At 21.4% G+C, this 23,218-nt stretch carries 19 protein-coding genes, 1 other RNA gene and 4 pseudogenes; 14 read left to right on the top strand and 10 right to left on the bottom strand.

The window, feature by feature from the left end; all coding sequences use genetic code 11:
• Positions 1–56 precede the first annotated feature (56 nt).
• Positions 57–2,534, bottom strand: coding sequence for a class 1b ribonucleoside-diphosphate reductase subunit alpha (nrdE, locus tag RS022_RS04105; protein WP_268849883.1), 2,478 nt, complete (start codon positions 2,532–2,534; stop codon positions 57–59).
• A 1,067-nt stretch (positions 2,535–3,601) separates the two neighbouring features.
• Between nrdE and glyA the strand changes: the two genes are divergently transcribed.
• The 8 genes from glyA to rsmG all read left to right on the top strand — a co-directional run bounded on the left by glyA (position 3,602) and on the right by rsmG (position 9,695).
• Positions 3,602–4,861, top strand: coding sequence for a serine hydroxymethyltransferase (glyA, locus tag RS022_RS04100; protein ID WP_268849882.1), 1,260 nt, complete (start codon positions 3,602–3,604; stop codon positions 4,859–4,861).
• A 184-nt stretch (positions 4,862–5,045) separates the two neighbouring features.
• Positions 5,046–5,249: a 50S ribosomal protein L31 gene (gene rpmE, locus RS022_RS04095; RefSeq protein ID WP_268849881.1), complete on the top strand. Its 204-nt coding sequence runs from the start codon at positions 5,046–5,048 to the stop codon at positions 5,247–5,249.
• 60 nt (positions 5,250–5,309) lie between these two features.
• Positions 5,310–5,885, top strand: coding sequence for a thymidine kinase (locus tag RS022_RS04090; RefSeq protein WP_268849880.1), 576 nt, complete (start codon positions 5,310–5,312; stop codon positions 5,883–5,885).
• 21 nt (positions 5,886–5,906) lie between these two features.
• Positions 5,907–6,371 carry a nucleoside deaminase gene (locus RS022_RS04085; RefSeq protein WP_268849879.1) on the top strand — a complete coding sequence of 155 codons (465 nt, stop codon included), beginning with the start codon at positions 5,907–5,909 and terminating at the stop codon, positions 6,369–6,371.
• A gap of 19 nt (positions 6,372–6,390) precedes the next feature.
• An RNA gene (gene ffs / locus RS022_RS04080) (signal recognition particle sRNA small type) lies at positions 6,391–6,486 on the top strand.
• A gap of 49 nt (positions 6,487–6,535) precedes the next feature.
• Complete coding sequence (locus tag RS022_RS04075; RefSeq protein WP_268849878.1) at positions 6,536–7,180, top strand: hypothetical protein; 645 nt, start codon at positions 6,536–6,538, stop codon at positions 7,178–7,180.
• A gap of 57 nt (positions 7,181–7,237) precedes the next feature.
• On the top strand, positions 7,238–9,091 hold the full coding sequence (mnmG, locus tag RS022_RS04070) for a tRNA uridine-5-carboxymethylaminomethyl(34) synthesis enzyme MnmG (RefSeq protein WP_268849877.1): 1,854 nt from the start codon (positions 7,238–7,240) through the stop codon (positions 9,089–9,091).
• On the top strand, positions 9,057–9,695 hold the full coding sequence (rsmG, locus tag RS022_RS04065) for a 16S rRNA (guanine(527)-N(7))-methyltransferase RsmG (RefSeq protein WP_268849876.1): 639 nt from the start codon (positions 9,057–9,059) through the stop codon (positions 9,693–9,695). Before mnmG ends, rsmG begins: the two co-directional genes overlap by 35 nt.
• Before the next feature lie 1,028 nt (positions 9,696–10,723).
• Here rsmG and RS022_RS04060 read toward each other — a convergent pair.
• Together RS022_RS04060 and RS022_RS04055 are read right to left on the bottom strand one after the other, a co-directional pair.
• Complete coding sequence (locus RS022_RS04060; RefSeq protein ID WP_268849875.1) at positions 10,724–11,062, bottom strand: ABC transporter substrate-binding protein; 339 nt, start codon at positions 11,060–11,062, stop codon at positions 10,724–10,726.
• Between the two features lie 464 nt (positions 11,063–11,526).
• A complete protein-coding gene (locus tag RS022_RS04055; RefSeq protein ID WP_268849874.1) occupies positions 11,527–12,693 on the bottom strand; it encodes a hypothetical protein in 1,167 nt (388 codons plus the stop codon).
• 795 nt (positions 12,694–13,488) lie between these two features.
• Here RS022_RS04055 and RS022_RS04050 point away from each other — a divergent pair.
• From RS022_RS04050 to RS022_RS04030, 6 genes and pseudogenes are all read left to right on the top strand, one after another.
• Positions 13,489–14,168: pseudogene (locus tag RS022_RS04050) on the top strand (sigma-70 family RNA polymerase sigma factor).
• A gap of 291 nt (positions 14,169–14,459) precedes the next feature.
• Positions 14,460–14,552 (top strand): annotated as a pseudogene (locus tag RS022_RS04295) (single-stranded DNA-binding protein); the annotation flags it as partial.
• Positions 14,553–14,587: 35 nt separating this feature from the next.
• Positions 14,588–14,878 carry an HU family DNA-binding protein gene (locus RS022_RS04045; protein ID WP_268849873.1) on the top strand — a complete coding sequence of 97 codons (291 nt, stop codon included), beginning with the start codon at positions 14,588–14,590 and terminating at the stop codon, positions 14,876–14,878.
• Between the two features lie 15 nt (positions 14,879–14,893).
• Positions 14,894–15,034, top strand: a complete 141-nt coding sequence (locus RS022_RS04040) for a hypothetical protein (RefSeq protein ID WP_268849872.1) — start codon at positions 14,894–14,896, stop codon at positions 15,032–15,034.
• Positions 15,035–15,066: 32 nt separating this feature from the next.
• Positions 15,067–16,785, top strand: a pseudogene (locus tag RS022_RS04035) (AAA family ATPase).
• A pseudogene (locus tag RS022_RS04030) lies at positions 16,769–17,111 on the top strand (phase variable surface lipoprotein); the annotation flags it as partial. The pseudogenes RS022_RS04035 and RS022_RS04030, both read left to right, overlap by 17 nt.
• A gap of 643 nt (positions 17,112–17,754) precedes the next feature.
• On the opposite strand, the gene RS022_RS04025 reads toward RS022_RS04030, so the two are convergent.
• The 7 genes from RS022_RS04025 to RS022_RS03995 form a co-directional block, all read right to left on the bottom strand.
• Entirely contained in the window at positions 17,755–17,910 is a 156-nt protein-coding gene (locus RS022_RS04025; protein ID WP_268849871.1) for a hypothetical protein, read from the bottom strand.
• A gap of 130 nt (positions 17,911–18,040) precedes the next feature.
• Positions 18,041–18,424, bottom strand: a complete 384-nt coding sequence (locus RS022_RS04020) for a hypothetical protein (protein ID WP_268849870.1) — start codon at positions 18,422–18,424, stop codon at positions 18,041–18,043.
• Positions 18,425–18,832: 408 nt separating this feature from the next.
• Positions 18,833–19,939, bottom strand: a complete 1,107-nt coding sequence (locus tag RS022_RS04015; RefSeq protein ID WP_268849869.1) for a metal ABC transporter permease — start codon at positions 19,937–19,939, stop codon at positions 18,833–18,835.
• Between the two features lie 2 nt (positions 19,940–19,941).
• Positions 19,942–20,841: a metal ABC transporter permease gene (locus RS022_RS04010; RefSeq protein WP_268850217.1), complete on the bottom strand. Its 900-nt coding sequence runs from the start codon at positions 20,839–20,841 to the stop codon at positions 19,942–19,944.
• Positions 20,842–20,876: 35 nt separating this feature from the next.
• A complete protein-coding gene (locus RS022_RS04005) occupies positions 20,877–21,014 on the bottom strand; it encodes a hypothetical protein (protein WP_268849868.1) in 138 nt (45 codons plus the stop codon).
• A 42-nt stretch (positions 21,015–21,056) separates the two neighbouring features.
• Entirely contained in the window at positions 21,057–21,794 is a 738-nt protein-coding gene (locus RS022_RS04000; protein ID WP_268849867.1) for a metal ABC transporter ATP-binding protein, read from the bottom strand.
• Positions 21,791–22,870: a metal ABC transporter solute-binding protein, Zn/Mn family gene (locus RS022_RS03995; RefSeq protein WP_268849866.1), complete on the bottom strand. Its 1,080-nt coding sequence runs from the start codon at positions 22,868–22,870 to the stop codon at positions 21,791–21,793. The genes RS022_RS04000 and RS022_RS03995 overlap by 4 nt, the downstream gene beginning before the upstream one ends.
• Positions 22,871–23,218: the final 348 nt, after the last annotated feature.

Raw genomic sequence — 23,218 nt, 5'->3', positions numbered from 1 at the left:
TTATCAGAAAATTTTATTAAAATTTTCTTATTAATAATAATTTAAAAAATATTCATCTAAATACCACAACTAACACATTCAAAAACTTTTAATTTTTGTGTTCTAGTGTAATACAAGGTTTTAATTCCTTTATGATGAGCGTATAAATAGTATTTTGATAATTCTCTAGTAGTAATGTTTGATTGAATACATAATTCAAATGAAATTCCTTGGTCGATATGTTTTTGAGCTGTCGCCATTACATTAATTATTTTAAATTTATCCATTTTGTAAGCAGTTTGATACATAAAAGAATAATCAGCTAATCCAGGTGCTGGGAAATAAGTTTTAGAATTTCCATAAGTTCTTTCTTCTACTAATTGCTTTAAAGGAGTTAAAGAAGGAGTGGCGGACATAATATAACCAATAGAACCATTTGGTGCTACTGCTAAGCGATGTGAATTATATATTCCATGTTGCATTACTTCCACTTTTAAATTGAGCCAATCTGTATCGCTTGGAATTTCTATTCCTTCAAAAAGAGATTTAATTTTAGGAATTTTTGGATAAATAGCTTTTTTATCTTTGAAATATTCACCACTGGCGTAAGTTGATTTTTCAAATTGAAAAAACTTTTCTCCAGTTTCTTTCGCTTTTAAACAAGAGTGGTAAAGTGAATAATAATTAACAATATTAAAAAAAACATCAATTAATTCTATATTTTCTTTACTGCCAAATTTAATAATTTGTTCTGCTAAAAAACCATGATGGCCCATAATCCCAAAACCAACACTTCGATTTAAAAGATTAGCTTTGAAAATTGAGGGAACATGTTTAATTTGTGTTTTTAAAGCAACCGAATTCATTATTTCCATTGCTGAAAAAACGGTTTCTTTAATATTTTTATTCTTCATCATATTCCCCATATGGCCAGAAGCTAAATTACAAGAGATGTCCATTCCAATATGGTCTTTTTCTCTTTCATGATAAGAAGCGTAATAAGAAGTTAAAGTTGGTTGTAAAATTTCCGTACATAAATTCGAAAATTTAATTTTATCGTTTAAAGGATTAACATCGTTTGCATTATCACAAAACATTAAATAAGGATAACCAGATTCACCTTGTAATTGAGCGATTAATTCTAATAAAGCACGAGGATTAATAAATCTTTTACGAACTTTCGGATTAGCTAATAAAATAAGATACCATTTATCCATATTTACTCCAATATCTGAAAAATGAATTTGATATTCTTTATAAATAGTGTGAGGATAAAAAAGAGCCATTTTTTCATTTTTACGTGCTAATTCTATCATTTTATTAGGAATAACAACTCCTAAAGATAAGGTTTTTATACGCACATCTTCATCTGAATTTAATTTTTTAGAATTTAAAAAATCTTCAATATCAGCGTGAAAAACATTTAAATAAACAGCTCCAGCACCTAAACGTTGGCCCATTTGATCAGCATATCTAAAAGCATGATCTAACAGTTTCGCTACTCCAATAACTCCTTTACAAGCATTAGTCATTCCTTTAATGTTTTCTGTTTTAGCTCTTAAATTACTTAAACTAATAGAAACTCCACCACCTAATTTTGATAACTGCATTGAGAATTCAATAATACGTGAAATATCGTTTAAAGAATCACCAGCTTCTAATAAAAAACAAGAAACGAATTCTCCTCTTTTTTTACGGCCAGTATTTAATAAGGTTGGAGTTGCAGGAGTGAAATTTTGTTTCATTAAATTTTTTATTAATTCTTGAGCTAATTTGAAATTACCAGAAGCATGATATAAAGCGTTAATTACTAAGCGGTCTTCATAAGTTTCTAAATAAAAATTTTTATCTCGTGTTTTTAAAGCATAATCATGATAAAATTTAAAAGCACCGATAAAAGAATCGAATTTAAAATTAAAAGAATAAGCTAAATGATAAATTGTTTTGATTTCTTTCCATGAATATTTTTTTAAAAATTCTTCTTCATAATATTCATTTTGAATTAAAAAATCAATTTTATTTTTTAAAGTAGAGAATTTTTTTAATTTAGGATTAATTTCTTCTTGAAAATAAGCTTTTAAAGCTTCTTTATCTTTATTGACGTCTTTTATTTTTCCGTCGGAATCTATAATTTGATTATTTAAAGTTATATATGAAGGAATATAATGATGATTATGATTTTTTGTAAAATTGTTTAACCATTTTTTAATATATTTAATATCTTCATCAAATCCTTTATTTTCAAATTTTAAAACCAAGGGAATATTAAATTTTTTTGCTATTAAATCTCCAGCTTTAGCAAAATTAGATCCAAAATTTTTATTTCCTGAAACTGCGATACCAATTATTAATTTACTATATTTTTTTAAAAAAATTTCAGTAGTATCAGGTATTTCACCATATTTAACAGTTTTAGTTATTAAAAAAAGATTTTCGTTTTCATTTTGAAAATCTTGAATTTTTTCTGATTTAAATTCGTATAATTTTTTAACGAATTCATAAATATTTCCTTTTTCAAGACCATCATATATGATTTTTATTTTTGAATTTTTCATTTTTTAATCCTTGGTTTAAAAACTTGTTAATATATAATTAGAATTTTTTAAATAATTAATTTTTTAAAATATTTAATTTTTTTTTTTTTTTTTTTTTTTTTTTTTTTTTTTTTTTTTTTTTTTTTTTTTTTTTTTTTTTTTTTTTTTTTTTTTTTTTTTTTTTTTTTTTTTTTTTTTTTTTTTTTTTTATTTTTTTAATAAAAAATTATTAATATAACTTATTTATAATAAAAAAAATAAATAAATTATTATTAATATTTTTTATTATTTTAAAAAAATTTTTTTTGATTTATTATTTATTTATAATTATTTATTGTTATTGGTGAGAGTTAAAAAAAATGACTAACTTTTTTTATTTTTTAAAATTAATTATTATTTATTTGTTAAAAATGAAGAAAAAAAATTTTTTAAAAAAAATTTATTCACTTTTTTTTGTATTTTAGTAACATTTTTTTTAGAGTTAGTCACTTTTTTTTGTATTTTATTCACTTTTTTATTTTAATATTTTTGATAATTTTTATAAAAATAATAATTAAATAAGTAAATTTTTTATTTATTTTTATTTTTTTAAAAATTGAAAAAAAATAAAAAATATTTTAGAATTAAAAAGTGACTAAATTAAAGTTAGTCACTTTTTTAGAAGTTTTTTTTCTTTAATTTTGAATATTTTTTTATTATTAAAAGTTGTTTTTTAAAAAGTTAGTCATATTTTAAAAAAGTTAGTAATTTTTTTTATTATTTTTTTAAATTAAAAAAATTAACTTGATTTTTTAAAATTTTTTATTTTATAATAAAAAATTTTTTATAAAAAAGAGAATTAAATTTTTTAAAAATAAAAAATAATCGATATAATATTTTTGATATTAATGAATATATTAATAAATATTAAAAAAATATTTCTAAAATAAATTTAGTTTTAAGAATAATTTATTTTTTTAAAAAAAAGATAAATTATAATTTTTTATAATAAAAAAGAAAAAAGTTTTTAAAAAAAAGAAAATTAAATTTTTTTTAATTTAAAATTTTTAATTTCAAAAAAAATTATATTAAGAAAGCTAATAATAAAAATGGATTTTTTAAAAAATAATTATTCTGAAATTTTTAGAATTATTAGAGAAGAAGAAAAAAGACAAGAAAAACATTTAGAATTGATTGCTTCTGAAAATTTTGTTTCTAAGTCGGTTTTAGAGGCGCAAGGTAGTGTTTTAACAAATAAATATGCCGAAGGATATCCACAAAAAAGATATTATGGTGGTTGTGAATATATAGATGAAATAGAACAAATAGCAATTGAAAAAGTCAAAAAATTATTTAATGTTAAATTTGCTAATGTTCAACCACATTCAGGATCACAAGCTAATATGGCTGTTTTTCAATCTTTATTAAAACCTTATGATGTTATTTTGGGTATGTCTTTGAATGATGGAGGTCATTTAACTCATGGCCATCATGTTAGTTTTTCTGGTAAATTTTTTTATTCTTATAGTTATGGAGTTTCTTCAGAAACAGAAACAATTGATTATCAAAAATTAAGAGAAATAGCTCATAAGGTAAAACCTAAGTTAATTATAGCTGGTGCTTCTTCTTATTCTAGAATTATTGATTTTAAAAAATTTAGAGAAATTGCTGATGAAGTTGGAGCTTATTTAATGGTTGATATAGCTCATATTGCTGGATTAATTGTTGCTAAGTTACATCCATGTCCTTTTTTAGCTAAAGCAGATGTTGTTACTTCGACTACTCATAAAACTCTAAGAGGCCCAAGGGGTGGAATTATTTTAAGTAATAATGAAGAAGTTATGAAAAAAATAAATAAAGGTGTTTTTCCAGGAATTCAAGGGGGCCCTTTAATGCATGTTATCGCTGCTAAAGCAGTAGCTTTCGAAGAAGCTTTACAAGAAAATTTTAATATTTATCAACAACAAGTATTAAAAAATTCTCTTTCTTTAGCTGATGTTTTTGTTAAATTAGGTCATCGTTTAGTAAGTGGTAAAACTGAAAATCATTTAATTTTAATCGATTTAAAATATAAATATCCTAATTTAAATGGAAAATTAGCTTCTGAAGTTTTACAAAAAGCCAATATTATTGTTAATAAAAATGTTATTCCTTTTGATAAAGAAAAAGTTTTTAAAACTAGTGGTATTAGAATAGGAACTCCAGCAATGACCACAAGAGGTTTTCAAGAAAAAGAATTTATTGAAGTTGCTTATTTAATAGACGAAATTTTAAATAATTATCAAAATGAAGAGGTTATTGAAAAAGTAAGACAAAAAGTATTATTATTAGTTAATAAATTTCCTATTTATAAAAAAAATAATTTTTAGTTTTTAATTTATTTTTTAAATTTTTAAATGTTATAATTGAAAGTGATATTTGTTTATTATTATTTAGATTAATAAAATATAAATTATTTTTTATGTTATTTTTATTTTTAAAGAGAAATTTATATATAATTTTATATAGAATGTAATATTATATATAAAATATTATTTAAGGAATTTTATATATATGAAAATAAAAAAAAAACAACCAGAATTTAATGAGATTGAAGTTATTTGTGCTACTTGTAGTCATAAACATAAAATTGGAACAGTTATGAAACAAATGAAAATTGAAATTTGTTCTAATTGTCATTCTTTTTATACTGGAAAACAAGTTTTTGTAACTGTAGCAGGACAAATAGATAAATTTAATAAACGTTATAATTCTTAATTAAAAAAAATTTATTTTTAAAAAAAATTGAAATAAGGTTAAGAAAGGTTTTGATAAAAAATGGTTTTTAAAAAAGAAGGTTTTATCGAAATCATTTGTGGACCTATGTTTTCTGGAAAAACAACAAAATTGATTCAAAAAATTAAGTTTTTTAAATCTTTAGGAATTAAAGTTTTAGTTGTTAAACCTAAAATTGATGATCGTTATTCTAAAAAAAAAGAATTAATAACTCATGATTTAAAAACTATTTCTTCTTTGTTAATAAATAAAAGTAAAGATATTTTAGATTTTTTAGAAAAAGATGTTAAAGTTTTGTTTATTGATGAGGTTCAATTTTTAGATCAAGAAATTGAAGAAATAGTAAATAATTTATCTTATTGTGGAATGCATATTATCATTGGAGGATTAGAACTTGATTTTTGCGGAAGACCTTTCGGATCTATGAATTATTTATTATCAATTGCTGATCAAGTTATTAAATTAAAATCTTCTTGTAATGTTTGTGGTAAAGAAGCAAATAGGACTCAAAGAATAGTCGATGGTTCAATTCCTAAATCTACTGATCCTATTGTTTTAGTAGGTGAAAAAAATTATCATGAACCGCGTTGCAGAAAATGTCATGAATTTATTAATTAATTTTTTAAAAAGAAGATTATTATGAAACCAAAAGAATTTTTTTATATGAGAGAAGCTTTTAAAGAAGCTCAAAAAGCTTTTTTAAAAGGCGAAGTTCCTGTTGGCGCTGTAGCTGTTTTAAATGATAAAGTTATTGCTAGAGCACATAATGATGTTGAAAAAAAGAAAATTTTTTTTGGTCATGCTGAATTTTTAATTTTAAAAAAATTAAATAAAAAATTTAAAAATTATAGATTTAATGATATAATAGTGTATACAACTCTAGAACCTTGTATTATGTGCATGGGCGCATTAATTCAAGTAAGAGTGAAAAAAATATATTATAGTACTCCTAATATAAGGCTAGGTTTGAAAAATAATTTTTCTTTAAATAATTTAGGTTTGATTTCGAAAATATCTTTTAAATCTGATTTTTTTGAGAAAGAAAGTGAATATATTTTAAAGAATTTTTTTATTAATCTTAGAAAAGAAAAGAAATTTTTTTGATTTTTTAAAAAAATCTTTTTAAAAATCACCATTCAATAAAATTAAAATGAATCTGGTCAGAACTTGGTTGGAGCAGCCATAATTTTTAATTTCATGTGATTGGTGATTTTTAAAAAGATTTTTTTAAAAAATAAGAAAATAAAAAATTAGGGAAAATTAAAAAAATGAAGAATTTTTTTAAAAATAAAAGAAGTAAATTAAAACTTTTTCCTTTTATTTTTAATTCTATTTCAGGGAAACCTTTTCGTTGTGAAAAATATGATATAAATGGAGAAGAAAAAAAAATTGAATTTTTCTTTTTAAAACAAAGCGAATATAATTCTTATTTTTTAGATATGAGACAATATATTGTTTGGAGTATGGTTGATAATTTATATAGAGTTTTAGTTGATGAAAATTATTATTCTAAATTTGAACTTTTATATCAAAAAGAAATTAATATTATTTATATGGATTTTCTTCAAAAATTATTATATAAACGTTTTAAAATAATTAGAAAAAATTTTTTATATTATTTTTTAAGCATTTTTTTTTCTTTATTTATTGTTTGTTTTTTTTATTTTAAAAAAATTTTCTTTTTAATAGAATATCAATATTTAATTTTTTTTATTATTTTTATTCTAAATTTTGTTTTTTTGTTTTTTTATACAAAAGTTAAACAAAGAGATTTTTTTCAAAATTATAAAACAAAATTATTAAAAGAAACAATGAAAAATATTAAATCTTTTTTAGGTGTCGAAGTTTTTGAAAATATTTCAAAACAACAAAGAATGTTTTCTTCTGAATTTTTTGATGAAAAAGAAAAATAATTTTTGATTTTATTTTTTAACAAGGTTTTTATAAAAAAAGGAGAAACAAAAACAGAAATGATTTTTGAAGGTATTGTTATTGGTGGTGGTCATGCAGGCGTAGAAGCCGCTTTGGCTTTGGCTAAAAATCATAAAACAGTTTTAATCACAGTCAATTTAAAACAAATAGCTTTTTTACCATGTAATCCTTCTATTGGAGGGCCAGCTAAAGGTGTTGTTGTTAGAGAAATAGATGCTTTAGGTGGAATAATGGGGAAAGTAGCTGATTTATCACAAATTCAAATTAAAATGTTGAATACTTCTAAAGGCCCTGCTGTTAGAAGTTTAAGAGCACAAATAGATAAAATAAAATATCCTAAAATTGTTTTGGAAATTTTAAAAAAGACACCTAATTTAACTTTATTAGAAGGTTTTGTTGATAATTTAATTATAGAATATAATAAAGTGCATGGAGTTAAATTAAAAGACGGTACTATTATTAATAGCAAAATAGTTATTTTAACGACAGGAACTTATTTAGCTAGTAAAATCTTAATTGGTAAAAATAAAATTAGTTCTGGTCCTAATAATACACCTACTACTTATAGTATTAGTAAACAGTTAAAGGAATATGGTTTTGAAATTATTCGTTTAAAAACAGGAACACCTCCAAGAGTTAAAAAATATACCATTGATTATAGTAAATCAAAAATTCAATTAGGAGATGGTATTTTACAAACTTTTAGTTTTCCTTCTGTTATTAAAGATTTAGGTATTCAAGAACCTTGTTTTTTAATACATACTAATAAAGAAACTCATGAATTAATCAAAAAAAATTTAAAAAAATCAGCTATGTATGGAGGACATGTAGAAGGAAAAGGTCCACGTTATTGTCCTTCTATCGAAGATAAAATTGTTCGTTTTTGTGATAAAGAAAGTCATCAAATTTTTATTGAACCAGAAAGTTTAGAATTAGACGAAATGTATCTTCAAGGTCTTTCTACAAGTATGCCTAAAGAAGTTCAAGAAAAAATTTTAAAAACAATTCCTGCATTAGAAAAAGCAGTAATTACTAAATATGCTTATGCTATTGAATATGATGCTTTTAATCCTAATCAACTAAACTATAATTTAGAAACAAAAAAAATTGAAAATTTATTTTTTGCTGGTCAGATAAATGGAACTAGTGGTTATGAAGAGGCAGCTTGTCAGGGTTTAATGGCTGGAATCAATGCCAGTCTTAAAATTGAAAATAAAGAAAGTTTAATTTTAAAAAGAAATGAAGCTTACATTGGAGTTTTAATTGATGATTTGATTAATAAAGGAGTTTCAGATCCTTATCGTTTGTTAACTTCTAGATCTGAATTTCGTTTATTTTTAAGACATGATAATGCTGATTTAAGATTAACTCCTTATGGATATCAAATAGGGTTGATAGATGAAAAAGTTTATAATAAAGTGGAAAAGAAACGTTCTGATATTGAAAATTTGAAAGAAGAATTAAAAAATTTTATTGTATTACCTAATAAAAAAAATTTAAGTTTTTTAGAAAAACATAATTCTTCAATTAAAGAAAAAAGTACTTTATATAAATTATTAAAAAGAAAAGAATTAAATATTAATATTATAGATTTTTTTATTGATAAAAAATATGATCAAGAAGTTTTAGAACAAACAGATATACAAATAAAATATGAAGATTATATTTTAAAAGTAGAAAAAGAAGTTCAAAAAAATTTAAATTTAGAAATAAGAAAAATACCTTTAGAAATTGATTATAATAAGATTAATAATTTATCTATGGAAGCTAAAGAAAAATTAACATTAATTAAACCTAATAATTTAGGTCAAGCATTAAGAATTTCAGGAGTTAATCCTGTAGATATATCTATTTTAAATGTTTATTTACGAAAATATAAAAATGCCTCTTGATAGATTAAAAAAAGATTTTGCTTTAAGTGATTTTCAATTAAATCAATTTCAAGAATATTATTTATTTTTAACTAATTATAATAAAAAAACTAATTTAACTTCTTTAGTTAATCAAAAAGATATTTATTTTAAGCATTTTTATGATTCTTTATTAATTTCTAAAACTTTTAATTTTGAACAAATAAATAGTTTATGTGATTTAGGAACAGGAGCTGGTTTTCCTGGTATTCCTTTAAAAATTTTATATCCTAATTTAAAAGTTTTTTTAATTGATTTTTCTTCAAAAAAAATTAATTTTTTAGAATTATTAATTAAACATTTAGATTTAACAAATGTTTTTGTTTTTAAAGAAAAAATTGAAAAGCACAAAAAGAAATATGATTTTGTTATTACGAGAGCTTTAGGAAAATTAAATTTAATTTTAAAATTAGCTTCTTTTGTTACTAAAGATAAAAGTTATTTTATGGCAATGAAAGGTCCTAATTATAAAGCAGAATTTCAAGATATAACACAAATTTATCAATTTGAATTAAAAAATGAATTTTTTTTACAATTACCTGAAGAATATGGTAAAAGAGTTAATTTATTATTTCAAAAAAAATAAAAATTATTTTTTTAATTTTAATATTTATTATTTTTTTTATATTCAATTGATCTCATATTATAAAATTTACTAAATGTATCTTGTTCAAAAACTTTTTTATTTCTTTATTAACTAAAATAAATGATTTTACTGACATTAATGGAAATAAATAACTTTTTTCATATAAATATGTTTTTATTTCTTGTAATAGTGATTTATATTTTGTTAATTCAGTTTATGTTTTAGCTTGTTCTAATTTATCTTCGATGTCCTTTTTATTATGTTCATCAATGCCAAAAAAATTACTTTTGTTGTTTGGTCTTGAAATAATCTTTGATATATTTATGATCGTATTTCATTTCAAAATTTTCTGATAAAAAAATAAAATTATAATTAGAATTATTTAATTTTGTTGAATATTTCATCATTTGATTGAAATTAGGTTCTTTTAAATCTATTTCGAAATCAATATATTTTAATTTTTCTATTATTTTTTTTATAAATGGTGATTTTTTACCACATCTAATTGTTAATTTTTTATCTTCTGGGTCTAATTTTTCAAATTCTTTTTTAGCTGAAGTATATCATGTTTATGATAATTTATATTAAGATTATTACCGATTAATGAATTATGAAGTGCAGATTTTTCAATTTGATTTGGGTAATTATAATTCTTTTATTATTTTTTGTATATCTAAATATTTTGAAATGATTTTACTTACTTTTTCCTCATTTTTGTATTTATTAAAATGAATATAACTTTGACTAGCTGTTTCGTGTTTTAATATTTTTATATTTATTTTTATTTAAATCTTTATTTAAATCTTTAATTTGTGTATTTTGGTATGAAAAAAGTATTTCATCGATTTCTTTTCTTTCTAATTGTTGTAAAAGAACATTATCATCTTTAGATATTTTGAATTTAATTTTTTTAGGAGAATTTTTGACAATATTTTTATCATGATATTTTTTGCAAAGTTACAATTGTAATTCTTGATTTGGTTTATATTTTTTTAATTTATAAGCACCAGTTCCTATTTTTACTCCTTCTAATTTGTTTTTTCATTTTCTTTTTTATTAATTATTCTAATTATTTGAGTAAAAGGAAAAGTCCAATATGCAACATCTTCTTTTAATGTAATTGTAAATTTTAGATTATCTATTTTTTCTATGTTTTCTATTTTTTTAAATTGATCATGTCCTTTTTGTTTTCCTCTGTTTATTGTAAAAATAACATCTTTAGTTGTCATTTTCTCATCATTATGAAAGAAAATATTATTTTTTAATTCACAATTTAATATTTTTCCTGTTTTTGTAGTAGTTTCTTTTAATAATTGAGGTTTTAATTTTTTGTTTTCGTCTCGTATCAAAAGTTTATCATGCACCATATTAAAATAAATATCGCCATATGCTTTTGTTGTATTTTCTGTTTTACAAGGATCAAATTCTTTTATATCTTCACCTAAAGTTATAACAACATTATCTTTTTTTTATTAAAATATACTACTAATCCTATTATAATTAATAGAATTGTAACAAAGCTAATTATAAAAATTTTATTAGTTAAAAATTTTTTGATTTTTTTCTTTTTTTAATCATAATTATTTCCTTTTTAAATAATTTAAAAATTTAATTTTTTTGATTATTTTTAAAATAATTAATTTAAATCCTTTCTTATCAAATTAAAAGAAAAGATAGTTAAAAAAATAACAACAAAAAGTCCATAAAATAAATTAGTATATTTCATAATATAATTTTTAGAAAAATATAAAATATTACCCATTTTGTCTTATTTCTATTTAAATTTAAACCAATAAAATCGAATTCTGAAATAACTAAAAATAAATTCTCTTTAAATCAAATTAAAATATAATCTATTAACGGTTATTGAAATTATATTATTTTGAAAAGGGATGATATATTTATTTATAATATCTACTATATATGTATTAAACCAACAAATATAAACATTAGGAGCTCCTCCGCCATCAGAAGCAAGATAATCATAAGTATAAATATGTTCATTTATGTCTAATGTTTCTTTGCTACTTGGTTTTCTAATACCACCGTCAAAATTAATAGAAATTAAACCTTGGGGCGGATTTTTAATACAATTATCATTAAATGAATCAAAATTTAAATTATATCTTGGATGATTATTTTTATAATAAAAATCATTAAATTTAAAATTTTCATTTTTTTTCAATACTTCTTTTCGAGATTCTTCAATATTATTTACAAAAATATGGTGAACATTAAGTCCTCCTCTTTTAACTTTAATTTCTTTAATTTCTTTATATCTTCTATTTATATCTTCTATAAAATTTTTTTCAATATTATTATTTAAATTTTTAATTTCTTCTTTAAGTTTTTGAATTTCGTTGTTTTTATTTAAAAGATTTTTATTTAAGGATTCTAGATTAGTTTTTTGATCTTGAATTTCTTTTTCTTTGTTAAAAAGATTTTGATTTAAGGATTCTAGATTATTTTTTTGATCTTGAATTTTTTCTTGAAGTTTTGGAATTTCGTTGTTTTTATTTAAAAGATTTTTATTTAAGGATTCTAGATTAGTTTTTTGATCTTGAATTTTTTCTTGAAGTTTTTGAATTTCGTTGTTTTTATTTAAAAGATTTTTATTTAAGGATTCTAGATTAGTTTTTTGATCTTGAATTTTTTCTTGAAGTTTTTGAATTTCGTTGTTTTTATTTAAAAGATTTTTATTTAAGGATTCTAGATTAGTTTTTTGATCTTGAATTTCTTTTTCTTTATGAAAAAGATTTTGATTTAAGGTTTCTAGATTAGTTTTTTTATCTTGAATTTTTTCTTGAAGTTTTTGAATTTCGTTGTTTTTATTTAAAAGATTTTTATTTAAGAATTCTAGATTAGTTTTTTGATCTTTACTTGATTTGTTTAAATTTATGTAAAAATTATAAATAAAATAAATTAATAACATAATTATTAAAAAAAATAAAAAATAATAAATAAATTTGGTTTTTTTTTTTAAAAAAGAAAATTTCATTTTATTTATTCTCCATTCTCCATTCAATCCATTCAAAAAAGAAATCATTTACAAAATAACTATTTGATTTAATTTTCAATATGTTATTGAACAAGAAAATATATTTTTATAAATAAATTTTTTAAATAAACTCAAATTTTGAATTTATATTCTTTATATAATTTTTAAAATTAAAATCATTTTCATTATATATTATTTTTACATCATTATATACTGTTTTTACATTAATTAATAATTATTTTTTTATTTTATAAATTTTTATGTAAAAATTTAATACATTTTTTTTAATTTTAATCATAATTTATTTATATTAATTTATACTTATTACAAGTTTTTTTTATTTAATATTTTTTTAAAATTTATATTATATTTATAATAATTTTCAAATATAAATATTTTTATTTGTTTAAAATTATTTCTTAAGAATATTATTAAAAAAATTGAAATATCAATAAATCATATTTATATTTAACAAAATATAAATATAACTTGTTTCATTTTAATCAAAAACCTTTAATCAAAAACCTATATAATTATGTTACATTAGGCGTTTTTAATAAAAACATAAAATATAAAGGAGATTTTTTTAAATGTTCTCTTTAGAGGAATCAACTACATTATTTATAATTTGTTGTCTTTTACTTTTACACGCACTGTACCCTAAAAGTATCACAACTAAATAATTTATTAATAATCATAAAGATCAACTTTTTATCAGTTGGTCTTTTTATTTTTTTAAAAAGAATAAAAAGTTAATTTTCAACTTTTCTAAAAATATTTTTAGAAAGGAAACTAATGAATAGAAAAACATTATTTTTACTTTTTTTAAAAGATAAAAATAATTTTAAGTTACGCGAACAATTAATAACATTACATTTACCTTTAGTACAACAAATTGCCCGTTTTTTTAAATATTATCCTCGTTGTTTAACATGAGCAGATTTAGTGCAAGAAGGAGTTTTAGGATTAATTAAAGCCCTCAATAATTATGAAGATTTTGGTTATGATTTTTTGGCTTATGCTAAACCACATATTAAGAAAGCGATTAACGAAGTTATTCGTAAAATCACTAAATTTACCTGTTTACCAAATTTTTCAGAAAATCATATCATGATCCTTTCATTCCATATTCTTTAAACCCTCATCAATTATGTTTAAAACAAGTTAATCATGAAATTTTTTTAAAAAAAATGAAAGCTAAATTAAGCGAAAACGAATTCAAAATTATCCATTTAAGTTTTGGTGTTCTTTTAGGGAATATCAATTAAGATTATCAAACTCATTATTCTAATCCCGAAATAGCTCAAATGTTAAATTTATCTTTAAAACAAATAGAAAATATTAAAAACATCGCTATCAAAAAAATTAAAAAAAACAAAAAAAACGTTAAAACCTATCGCTCGTCCGTAATGACGTTAAACTATAAGTCTTTGACGTTAGACCAAGAGGATGGGTGGAAATTTAAAGTCCCATAACGTACATAAGGTAACAGTTACACCAAGTGTAAGATAACTGAGTTAACGGAAAAATTCCGCTTTCCGTGAATCGATCAATTATTAAAAAAATAAAATTTTAATTTAAACAGAAACAAGATTACTTTCAAAGTAATCTTTTTTTATATCAAAACCAAGCATAAAATTTTTGAAACAATAGTAATAAACGATTCCAATATCAACAAATCAGATAGTCGTTAAATACATTCGTTTTCAAAAGTTTTATTGATGAATAAATAAAAAAGAATATATATTAAAAATAAGGAAAAATAAAATATGGAAGGTCAAACTAAAATTAACACTAAAGTTATTCTTCAAAATGTGATCTTTTTATACAATAAACCTCAAGAAACTTTACCTTTTTAAAAAAATAGATTCATAAATAAAGGAACAAAATAACTATGACAAAAAAAGAATTAATTAAAAAAATCGCTTTAGCTAACAAAACTTCCGTAACTAAAACTGAAGAATTTTATAATATCTGCGAAAATAATTTAATCAACGCTATCACTAAGAACGAAGAAGTAGTTTTATTTCCTAAAATAGGCAAATTTAAATTAAAATCAAGAAAAGCCTACATCGGTAGAAACCCTAAAACAAAGAAAAAATTAAAAATCCCTCCCAAAACAGTAGTCACTTTCAAACTTTCAAAAACCATCAAAGACAAAGTTAAAACTTTAATTTTAAAATAAAAAAAGAGGTCAAAAATGGAAAACCAATCAGCCCAAATCCTTTGTAGGATTGTTTCAATCATTAGTTTTTTAATTACTTTCTTGATTATCTTTTTCAACTTCCAAGAAAAACCCAAAAAAGATAACAATAATAAACCAACCAAAGAAAAAAAGTAGTAAATTAAACAACCTAAGAAAGGAGGTTATCTATGTCATTAAATAAAAAAATTTATTTGAGTTTGATAGGATTATTAAGTTTAAGTTTCTTGATTTTATTAATTTTTGACTTTATTAATTCTCACCCATCAACTAAAAATCCAACATTAACTAATCAACCTCCATCAACACAACAACAAGAGATCGACAACCAAATCAAATTAGAACAAGCCAAAATCCAAGAACTCCAACAACAAGATCAAACCTTAAAAAATCAAATTGATGAAAATGTCAAAACTTTAACTGAAATTATTACTAAAATTAAAACTCTGCAAACTGAATTAACTAATAACCCTCAATTAAATCCGTCAATCAAATCCCAAAAACAACAACAATTAACGGAACTGAAAAATCAACAACAAACCCAACAAACCTTAGTCAATAATTTATTAGAACAAAGGAAAGCGTTAAACCAAAATCAAAAAGAAAAACAAGAAGAATTAGAAAAATTAGCGCAAGAAAAAACCCAACTTCAAACCCAAGAAAACCTCCAACAACAAATTTCTCAATTAAATCAAGCCCTTAAATTATGTCGAAGCTAATCAAAAAAGAATTGAAGAATTAAAAACGCAAAAAGAATATCAAAAAAATCAAACTGAATTAAAAAATTTAAATGATTTTCAACTTTTTTTAACTGATTAAAAATTCGCTTTTGAAAAACAAAAGAAAAATTTAACTATCCAATTAAATCATTTAAAAGAAAACAAACCTCTTTCTCATAATAAAAAACAAGTGACATTCAAAGACGTTTACGGCATGGAAAGTGAAAAAGAAGAATTAGAAGATTTATTAACTTATTTTCGCACGAATCAATCCTTAATTAACTTCGATCAAGTCCGTTCGAAAGGTTATTTACTTTATGGTCCGCCAGGAGCAAGGAAAACCTTTTTAATCAAAGCGCTTTGTGGGTAAGCTAATGTTCACTTTATTAATTTAATTCCTGCTAAATTCCCACAAAAATATAGTCGGCGAAGGGGAAAAAGAAGTTGATAAAGTTTGGCAAGAAGCCGAAAATCATGATAAAAAGATTATCTTTATTGATGAAATCGAAGGATTAGAAAATCATAATGATTCCAACATTTCTTCAGGAGGAGTTAATGTTATCAATACTTTATTAGATAAATTAGATGGGTTTAATAGTAGTAATAAAAAAATTGTCTTAATGGGAGCTACTAATAACTTTTATAAAATTGATTCCGCTTTACGCAGTCGTTTCAGTAAAGAAATCTATATCGGTAATTTAAAAGATAATGAAATCGAAGGTTATTTAAAACATATTATCATTACTTATCAAATTAGTTATCATACTTTTTTAGCTTTAAAAGATATTACCCAATTATGTCAAGGTAAAAACCCCTCTAATCGTGATTTAACCACTATCATCGAAGAAGCTTACAAAAAACGGCTAAATGTACTCAACAAAAACCTGAAATCCATGAAGTATCATGTTGCCTTCGGATATTTAAGAAGTCTTAAAATTAAAATTAAAAATGAAACCTGATCATCACCAAGTGAAATAACGCCAAGCAGATTGTTAAAATCAATACGCCCAACGGCGTCAAGGATTCAACCAATATTTAGATAAACCCAAAGATGAAACTAAAATAGAATGTCACTATACCTTTGATGGGTTAAACGGAATTAACTATTACCATCGTCAATATTCTCAAATCCAAGTTAAACTATTACTTTCAAGATTTAATACCTCTTAAAAGCCAAAAATAACCCTCTTAAAAACCTCTATCCTCTTTTTCAAATCAATTATCAAAACGAAACTAAAAATTAACTTAAAGAATTAATTGGGAAAATTGATGTCAATAAATTAGAAACTTTACAATTATATCAATTAGATTTTCAAAAGCGAGATAAATATAATAAACCCATGAAAACTAACTATAAGAAAGTGTTAAACATCATCTATTATCGCGAAGAAGATTTAAAATATCTTTAATCCTTTTTAACGAAAACTAAATAAGGTTATTGGGTGAAAAAGTTACGTCCTGATTATAAAAGATATTTAAAAAAAGAAAAATCATAAAATAATTAACTTTCTTTTTTAACTCATCATTTTATCATCATTTGTCTTTTAAAATAATCTATATAAAAATTAACTCATTTAAGGAGTAATATTTTATATCGATAATTATAATGATACTCGATATTTGATATTATCGAATTATCATTTTTCATATCATTGTTATTTATCGATATAATAAAATTTCTTTTTTGAAAAACAATTTTATTTTTTTAATTTATTTCAATCATTAAATAATTTTAATTTTTAAATTAATTACCTTACCAAGTATTGATATTTATAATATGAAACAAAAAGATGAACGCGCTAAAGCGCTTATTTAATAACTATAAATAGATAAAATAAATTTATTTAATTAAACCCTTATTTTATTGTCAATAATTTGATTTTTTAAAAAAGTTAAGGGACTTTGATAATTAATTTTTTTAATTAACCATTTTTGATTATAAAAATTTTTAAATTCTTGAATTTTTTTAATTATATTCGTAAAAGAATGTGAATATTAATCACCATAACGACTTTTTAAACCAACCTTTCAAATTACTAAACCAAGATTCAATAGGGGCAAGCATTATCATTGGGACAATCAGATCGTGATATACTAATTAAAAACTCTTTTTTTTGTAAAGTTTGTTGCCAAACCCGACTAGTATAAAACCCCATTACGATCAGAATGAATAATATAAGGGCGTTTTAATTTAGGAATAACCTTAAAAGTAGCTTGGATTAATTTTAAATTAGGACGTAAACTGGTTTGGACACTCAAAATTTGTTGATGAGAACCATCTAAAATTACAGACACCCATAAGAATCCTTGGTTAGTATTAAAACAAGTTAAATCGGTATAAAGTTTGGTTAAAGGTTGATCGGTGTGAAAATGATTTTTAATTAAATTAGGTTGATAAGTGAGATTTTTTTGAAAAATTTTATTTTTAGTGTGGGGACGACGCCATTTTCATTAACCAATTATTTTGGCGTATTATTTTTAAAATTACTTTATGATTAACGTTTTCTGAAAAAGTATGACGATATAAAATGGTAATTTTACGATGACCACAAGCGTAATGATATTTTTGACATAATAAACTTACTCTTTTAGTAATTAATTGATAATTATGTTGACGTTTTCTTTTCGGTTTTTGACTTTTTCGCCAATAATAATAAAGATGACGTTTAATTTTTAAAAGTGTTAAAATTCTCGTAATGGTTAAAGTTTTTTGATAAACTTTGACTAAAGGTAATATAATTTTTGATAAATCAGGACGTTGATAAAGAATTACCGTTTGTAACAACTCAATTTGTTTTTTAATTAACATTCAAAACCTTTTCCTTTATTTAATAAAGCACCATTTTACTATCCTTATGGAAAATAAATTAGCTAAAATTGAAAAATAATTTATTTTGGAGACGATTTTTTTATTTTTTTTGGTTAACTAATAAGTGAGAGTTAAAATGGTTTCGTCTTTTGTCTTGAAAAAAAATTTAAAATTAGGAAATTAAATTCAACAATTTCCGTAGTTCAAAAAAGTTTTTTTACGAGAAAAGATGAGGTTATACGACTTAAAAAGTGGTTTTGGTGATTATTTACAAGTTAAAAAGTTGTAACAAAATATGGGTTCAGTGTGAGTCTTTTCGGTTATAAAAATTTATAACAATTAAATTTAAATTATTAAAAAAGTTCAAATTATTAAGTTGAACTTTTTTATAAAATAACTTATAAAATTTTAATTAATATGAATTAATCCAAATTTTTGATTTTTTTTATATAAATATTTTCTTCCATAATCAGTAATAATTAATTCTGAATTTTTATTTATTATATATCCTATTTTTATTGCTTTATTCAAACATTTTTTGTAACGTTCTGAAGACCATTTTAAATCTTTTTTTACATCATTTATATAATTTTTTTCATTTTGTTGAAAATGATTTTCCAAATGCATTAATAAAATAATTATCATAAAAGATTTTTTATAAAAATAATTTTTAATAATTTTAGCTATAATTCCATTTTTTGGTTCAAAATATAAAACAATTAAAAAAATAAATAAAATAACTACTGAAATTAATCCAGAAACAGGAAGATCAAAATAAATTCCTAAATAATAACCCAAACTAGTACTTACAAAAGATATCCATAAAGATAATCCCCAAGCTATTGATAATCTTTTAGTTAACAATATAGCTGTAGCAGCAGGTCCTATCATGCAAACAATAGCCATTATTGTACCGACTATATCAAAAGAAATAACAGCTGTCAAAGATGTTAAAGTCATCAAATTATAATTAATGAAAAGAGAAGAAAATCCTAAAATATTAGCTAAAGAAGGATCAAAAATAAAAATTTTTAATTCTTTATAAAAAATAATAACAAAACATAAATTTAATATGAAAATAGTAATTATTTTATATAATTGTGAAATATGAGCTAATTCGATATGCCCTAAAAGAGCAGCGTCAGTATCTATATGAATATCTCTAATATATATGCTAATAATAATTATTGCTAAAGAAAAGAAAAAAGTAAAAATAATTCCGATAGCTGAATCTTTTGATATTTTACTATTTTTACTTATTAATTCTATTAAATAAAAAGTTAAAATTCCTATTAAAGTTGCTCCAATAATTAAAAAAGGAGAGTTCAAATCTTTTACTATTAAATAAGCAATTACAATTCCTAATAAAACACTATGACTAATAGCATCTATAACCATAGAAACTTTCTTTAAAACTAAAAAAACACCTAAATTAGCTAAAGACAAAGAACAGAAAATTAAAATTAAAAAAATATCTATTTCGAAAGAATTTACAATTTTATCAATAAAATACATAATCAAATTTCACCATTTATTAAATTTTCTACTAAATTAATTCCTTTGGGAGTAATTTTAATTTCTTTAGATTTTTTTGTTAAATATTTCTCATCAAATAAAAAAAAATCTTTTTTTTGAAATTCATCGTATTCTTCCTTATGATAAAAATGTATTAATTTTTTAAATTTTTTAATTTTGTTTTGATATTTTTTTTGTTTCCAAAATTTTTTCAAAACTCCATATTTAGGAGAGAATAAACAAGTTAACAAAATAAAAAGAGTATTTACAACTATAATAATAGGTCCTGTTGGCATATTAAGTATATTCAGACTAATGATTATTCCAATAAAACTAGATAAAAAAGAAATTATAGAAACAATTATTATGTTTGTTAATAATTTATCACTTATATAACGTGCTATTATTCCTGGCATAATTAAAAAAGCACTAGTTAAAATAATTCCTGTTATTTTTAAACTAATTATAACTAAACCTATCAATAAAGTATTTAAAATTAATTTTAAAATAATATTATTAAAGCCTATAATTTGAGAAAAAGACTCATCAAAAGTAAAAATTTTTAATTCTTTCCATAAAAATACTATAGTTAAAATAGTTAAAAAAGTTATAATACTAACCATTATAACATGTGTTTGTGAGATTAAAGCGATTTGACCTAAAATAAATTTTTCTAAAACAGCAATAGAACAATCATTAGTTCCTTTTTGCGCATAAGCTATCAAAACATTTCCTAAACCAAAAAAAGAAGCTAGAATTAAAGATAAAATAGTATCTGATTTAATTTTAGAATATCTTTTGATAACTTCCATTAAAAATAAAGATACTAAAGAAGCTCCGAAAGCACCTATCCAAATAACCCATTCACTAGTTTCCCGAAAATAGATATAAGAAAGAGCAATCCCTGGAAGAACAGTATGTGAAATAGCATCCCCTATTAAGGATTTTTTTTTAAATTAATAAAAATACCCAATATACCAGATGTTATTCCTAATAAAAAAGAACCTATAAAAATTTTAAAAGTAGTATAAGTATTTAATAAAGAAAAAAATGATTTCACATCATCAATATTCATTTAATTTTAACTCCTTTCAAAAATATTATTTTTTTGCATTTTTTATTTAGTTTTTGGATTTATTTGATAATTTTTATAAGTTTTTTTTATATTTTCTGAATTAAATATTTTATCAGTTTCACCACTAGCTATTTTTTGAATATTTAATAAAATAATATGATCAAAATATTGTTTAACAGTTTCTAAATCATGATGAACTACAACAATAGTTTTTTGTTGTTTTTGTAATTCTTTCAAAACAGTTATAATTTTTTTTTCTGTTTGAATATCGACTCCTTGAAAAGGTTCATCCATTAAATAAATATCACCTTCTTGTGCTAAAGCTCTAGCTAAAAAAATTCTTTGCTGTTGTCCGCCAGAAAGTTCTGAAATTTGACGATTTTTAAGTTCTGTCATTCCTACTTTTTCTAAAGAATCTAAAACTATTTTTTTATCATAAAGAGTAGGTCTCTTAAACCATCCTAAATGTCCATATCTACCCATCAAAACAACATCAAAAACAGTAGTAGGAAAATCCCAATCTACAGAATTTCTTTGCGGTACATAAGATATTTTTTTTCTTATATTTTTATATTTTTCGTTATTAAATAAAACTTTTCCTGAGATTTTAGGAATCAATTCTATCAAAGTTTTAATTAAAGTAGATTTTCCTGCTCCATTAGGGCCTAAAATAGCTGTTAAAGAACTTTTATAAATATCGATATCTATATCCCATAAAACAGGTTTTAAATTATAAGCAACAGTTAAATCTCTAATTTGAATTGATATTTTTTTTTTCATGATAAATATTTTTCTATAATTCTCATATTATTTAAAAAAGCGCCTACATAAGTAGAGTGTTTATAAAATCGCTTATTTAATTCTTCTTTTCCGTCTTTTCCTAAAGAATCAGAATATAATTCTTCATTTTCAGGAATCAATATAGGACTCAATCCTTTTTTGTTTCTAGATTTATCAACTTCTTCTTTTAAACTTTGTAAGGAATCTTTTGGCATTGAACTTTCTTTAAAAATAGCTTTCACATCATTAAGAGCTAATTTTTCTGCTAATTCTATTATGTTTTTCATATTAGCTTCTGTTTGTGTTGAAATCCCTTGTATAGAATTTAATTCAAATTCACAATCATTTTCTTTAGAAAATTTTTGCCAATAAGAAAAAGCATCATGAGCTGTTACTAAAATTAATTTATTATTATTTTTTTCTTTTAATTTTTTTAAATTTTTTGTTCTATAAATAATATTTTCTTTTAAATCTTCTAATGATTTTTTAAATAAATTATAATTGTTGTCTAATTTATTTTTATCTTCTTCGTTTTCATTAGTTATTATTTTTTCTAATCTATCTTTCAATTTATCAACTGCTTTCTTCCATAAATCAATATCAAACCAAATATGCGGATCACAATCTTTAGAATTTTCCTCTGTTAATATATTTTCTTTTTCTAAATTATCACCAATTGGGAATAATGTATCTTTTTTTAAAAGTTTAAAAGCTTCGACCATTTTAGCTTCTAAATGTAAACCGTTAACAACTACTAAATCAGCTTTTTGAATTTTTCTGCGATCTGATAATTTAGTTTTATAATTATGTGGATCTATTCCTACTCCCATTAAAGGATCCTTGAAAATAATACTTTCTATTTTTTTGTATTCAACATTTTCTTCTTTATCTACTTCGCCTATTAAATGTCTTATTGCATCATCTAAAATGGTAGTTGTTGCGATAATAACAATTTTGTTTTCGTCCTTTTCAGGATCTTTTTTTGATAAAAAGGATAAAATAGGAATTGTTAAAATCAAAAAAGTAATAAGAATAATCAAAAATTTTCCGAAATTTTTTTTAAATATTTTTAACATTATAATAATTTCCTTAATTTATTATACAATAAAGAAAAAAGAGAAATTAAAGCGATTATACTTGATTTTATTTATTCTAAAAATAATTAGAATTAATTATAAAAAATTTATTAATTTTAATAAAAACATTTTATTTTTAAATAGTTTAAAAAATAAATTGATTAAAAAATTATATATTAAAATAAGAATTGAATTAAAAACTAATAAAAATTTATTTTTGTAACATTAAATATTTAAAAAATAAAATATTTAGAAAAATTTCAAAATAAAATAACAAAATTTCGAATTTATAATTGCATTTTAATTATAATATATTTTTGAATATATTTTCAAATTATATTTACAAAA

This window comes from Candidatus Phytoplasma rubi, from assembly GCF_026821955.1.
In the GTDB taxonomy this organism is placed as follows: domain Bacteria; phylum Bacillota_I; class Bacilli_A; order Acholeplasmatales; family Acholeplasmataceae; genus Phytoplasma; species Phytoplasma vitis.
This window is presented reverse-complemented; position numbering and strand designations above follow the sequence as displayed.

Bases quoted from the DNA above. Each gene is read 5' to 3' on its own strand.
- nrdE (WP_268849883.1), bottom strand. From the start codon at position 2,534: ATGAAAAATTCAAAAATAAAAATCATATATGATGGTCTTGAAAAAGGA.
- glyA (WP_268849882.1), top strand. From the start codon at position 3,602: ATGGATTTTTTAAAAAATAATTATTCTGAAATTTTTAGAATTATTAGA.
- rpmE (WP_268849881.1), top strand. From the start codon at position 5,046: ATGAAAATAAAAAAAAAACAACCAGAATTTAATGAGATTGAAGTTATT.
- RS022_RS04090 (WP_268849880.1), top strand. From the start codon at position 5,310: ATGGTTTTTAAAAAAGAAGGTTTTATCGAAATCATTTGTGGACCTATG.
- RS022_RS04085 (WP_268849879.1), top strand. From the start codon at position 5,907: ATGAAACCAAAAGAATTTTTTTATATGAGAGAAGCTTTTAAAGAAGCT.
- RS022_RS04075 (WP_268849878.1), top strand. From the start codon at position 6,536: ATGAAGAATTTTTTTAAAAATAAAAGAAGTAAATTAAAACTTTTTCCT.
- mnmG (WP_268849877.1), top strand. From the start codon at position 7,238: ATGATTTTTGAAGGTATTGTTATTGGTGGTGGTCATGCAGGCGTAGAA.
- rsmG (WP_268849876.1), top strand. From the start codon at position 9,057: ATGTTTATTTACGAAAATATAAAAATGCCTCTTGATAGATTAAAAAAA.
- RS022_RS04060 (WP_268849875.1), bottom strand. From the start codon at position 11,062: ATGGTGCATGATAAACTTTTGATACGAGACGAAAACAAAAAATTAAAA.
- RS022_RS04055 (WP_268849874.1), bottom strand. From the start codon at position 12,693: ATGAAATTTTCTTTTTTAAAAAAAAAAACCAAATTTATTTATTATTTT.
- RS022_RS04045 (WP_268849873.1), top strand. From the start codon at position 14,588: ATGACAAAAAAAGAATTAATTAAAAAAATCGCTTTAGCTAACAAAACT.
- RS022_RS04040 (WP_268849872.1), top strand. From the start codon at position 14,894: ATGGAAAACCAATCAGCCCAAATCCTTTGTAGGATTGTTTCAATCATT.
- RS022_RS04020 (WP_268849870.1), bottom strand. From the start codon at position 18,424: ATGTTAATTAAAAAACAAATTGAGTTGTTACAAACGGTAATTCTTTAT.
- RS022_RS04015 (WP_268849869.1), bottom strand. From the start codon at position 19,939: ATGTATTTTATTGATAAAATTGTAAATTCTTTCGAAATAGATATTTTT.
- RS022_RS04005 (WP_268849868.1), bottom strand. From the start codon at position 21,014: ATGAATATTGATGATGTGAAATCATTTTTTTCTTTATTAAATACTTAT.
- RS022_RS04000 (WP_268849867.1), bottom strand. From the start codon at position 21,794: ATGAAAAAAAAAATATCAATTCAAATTAGAGATTTAACTGTTGCTTAT.
- RS022_RS03995 (WP_268849866.1), bottom strand. From the start codon at position 22,870: ATGTTAAAAATATTTAAAAAAAATTTCGGAAAATTTTTGATTATTCTT.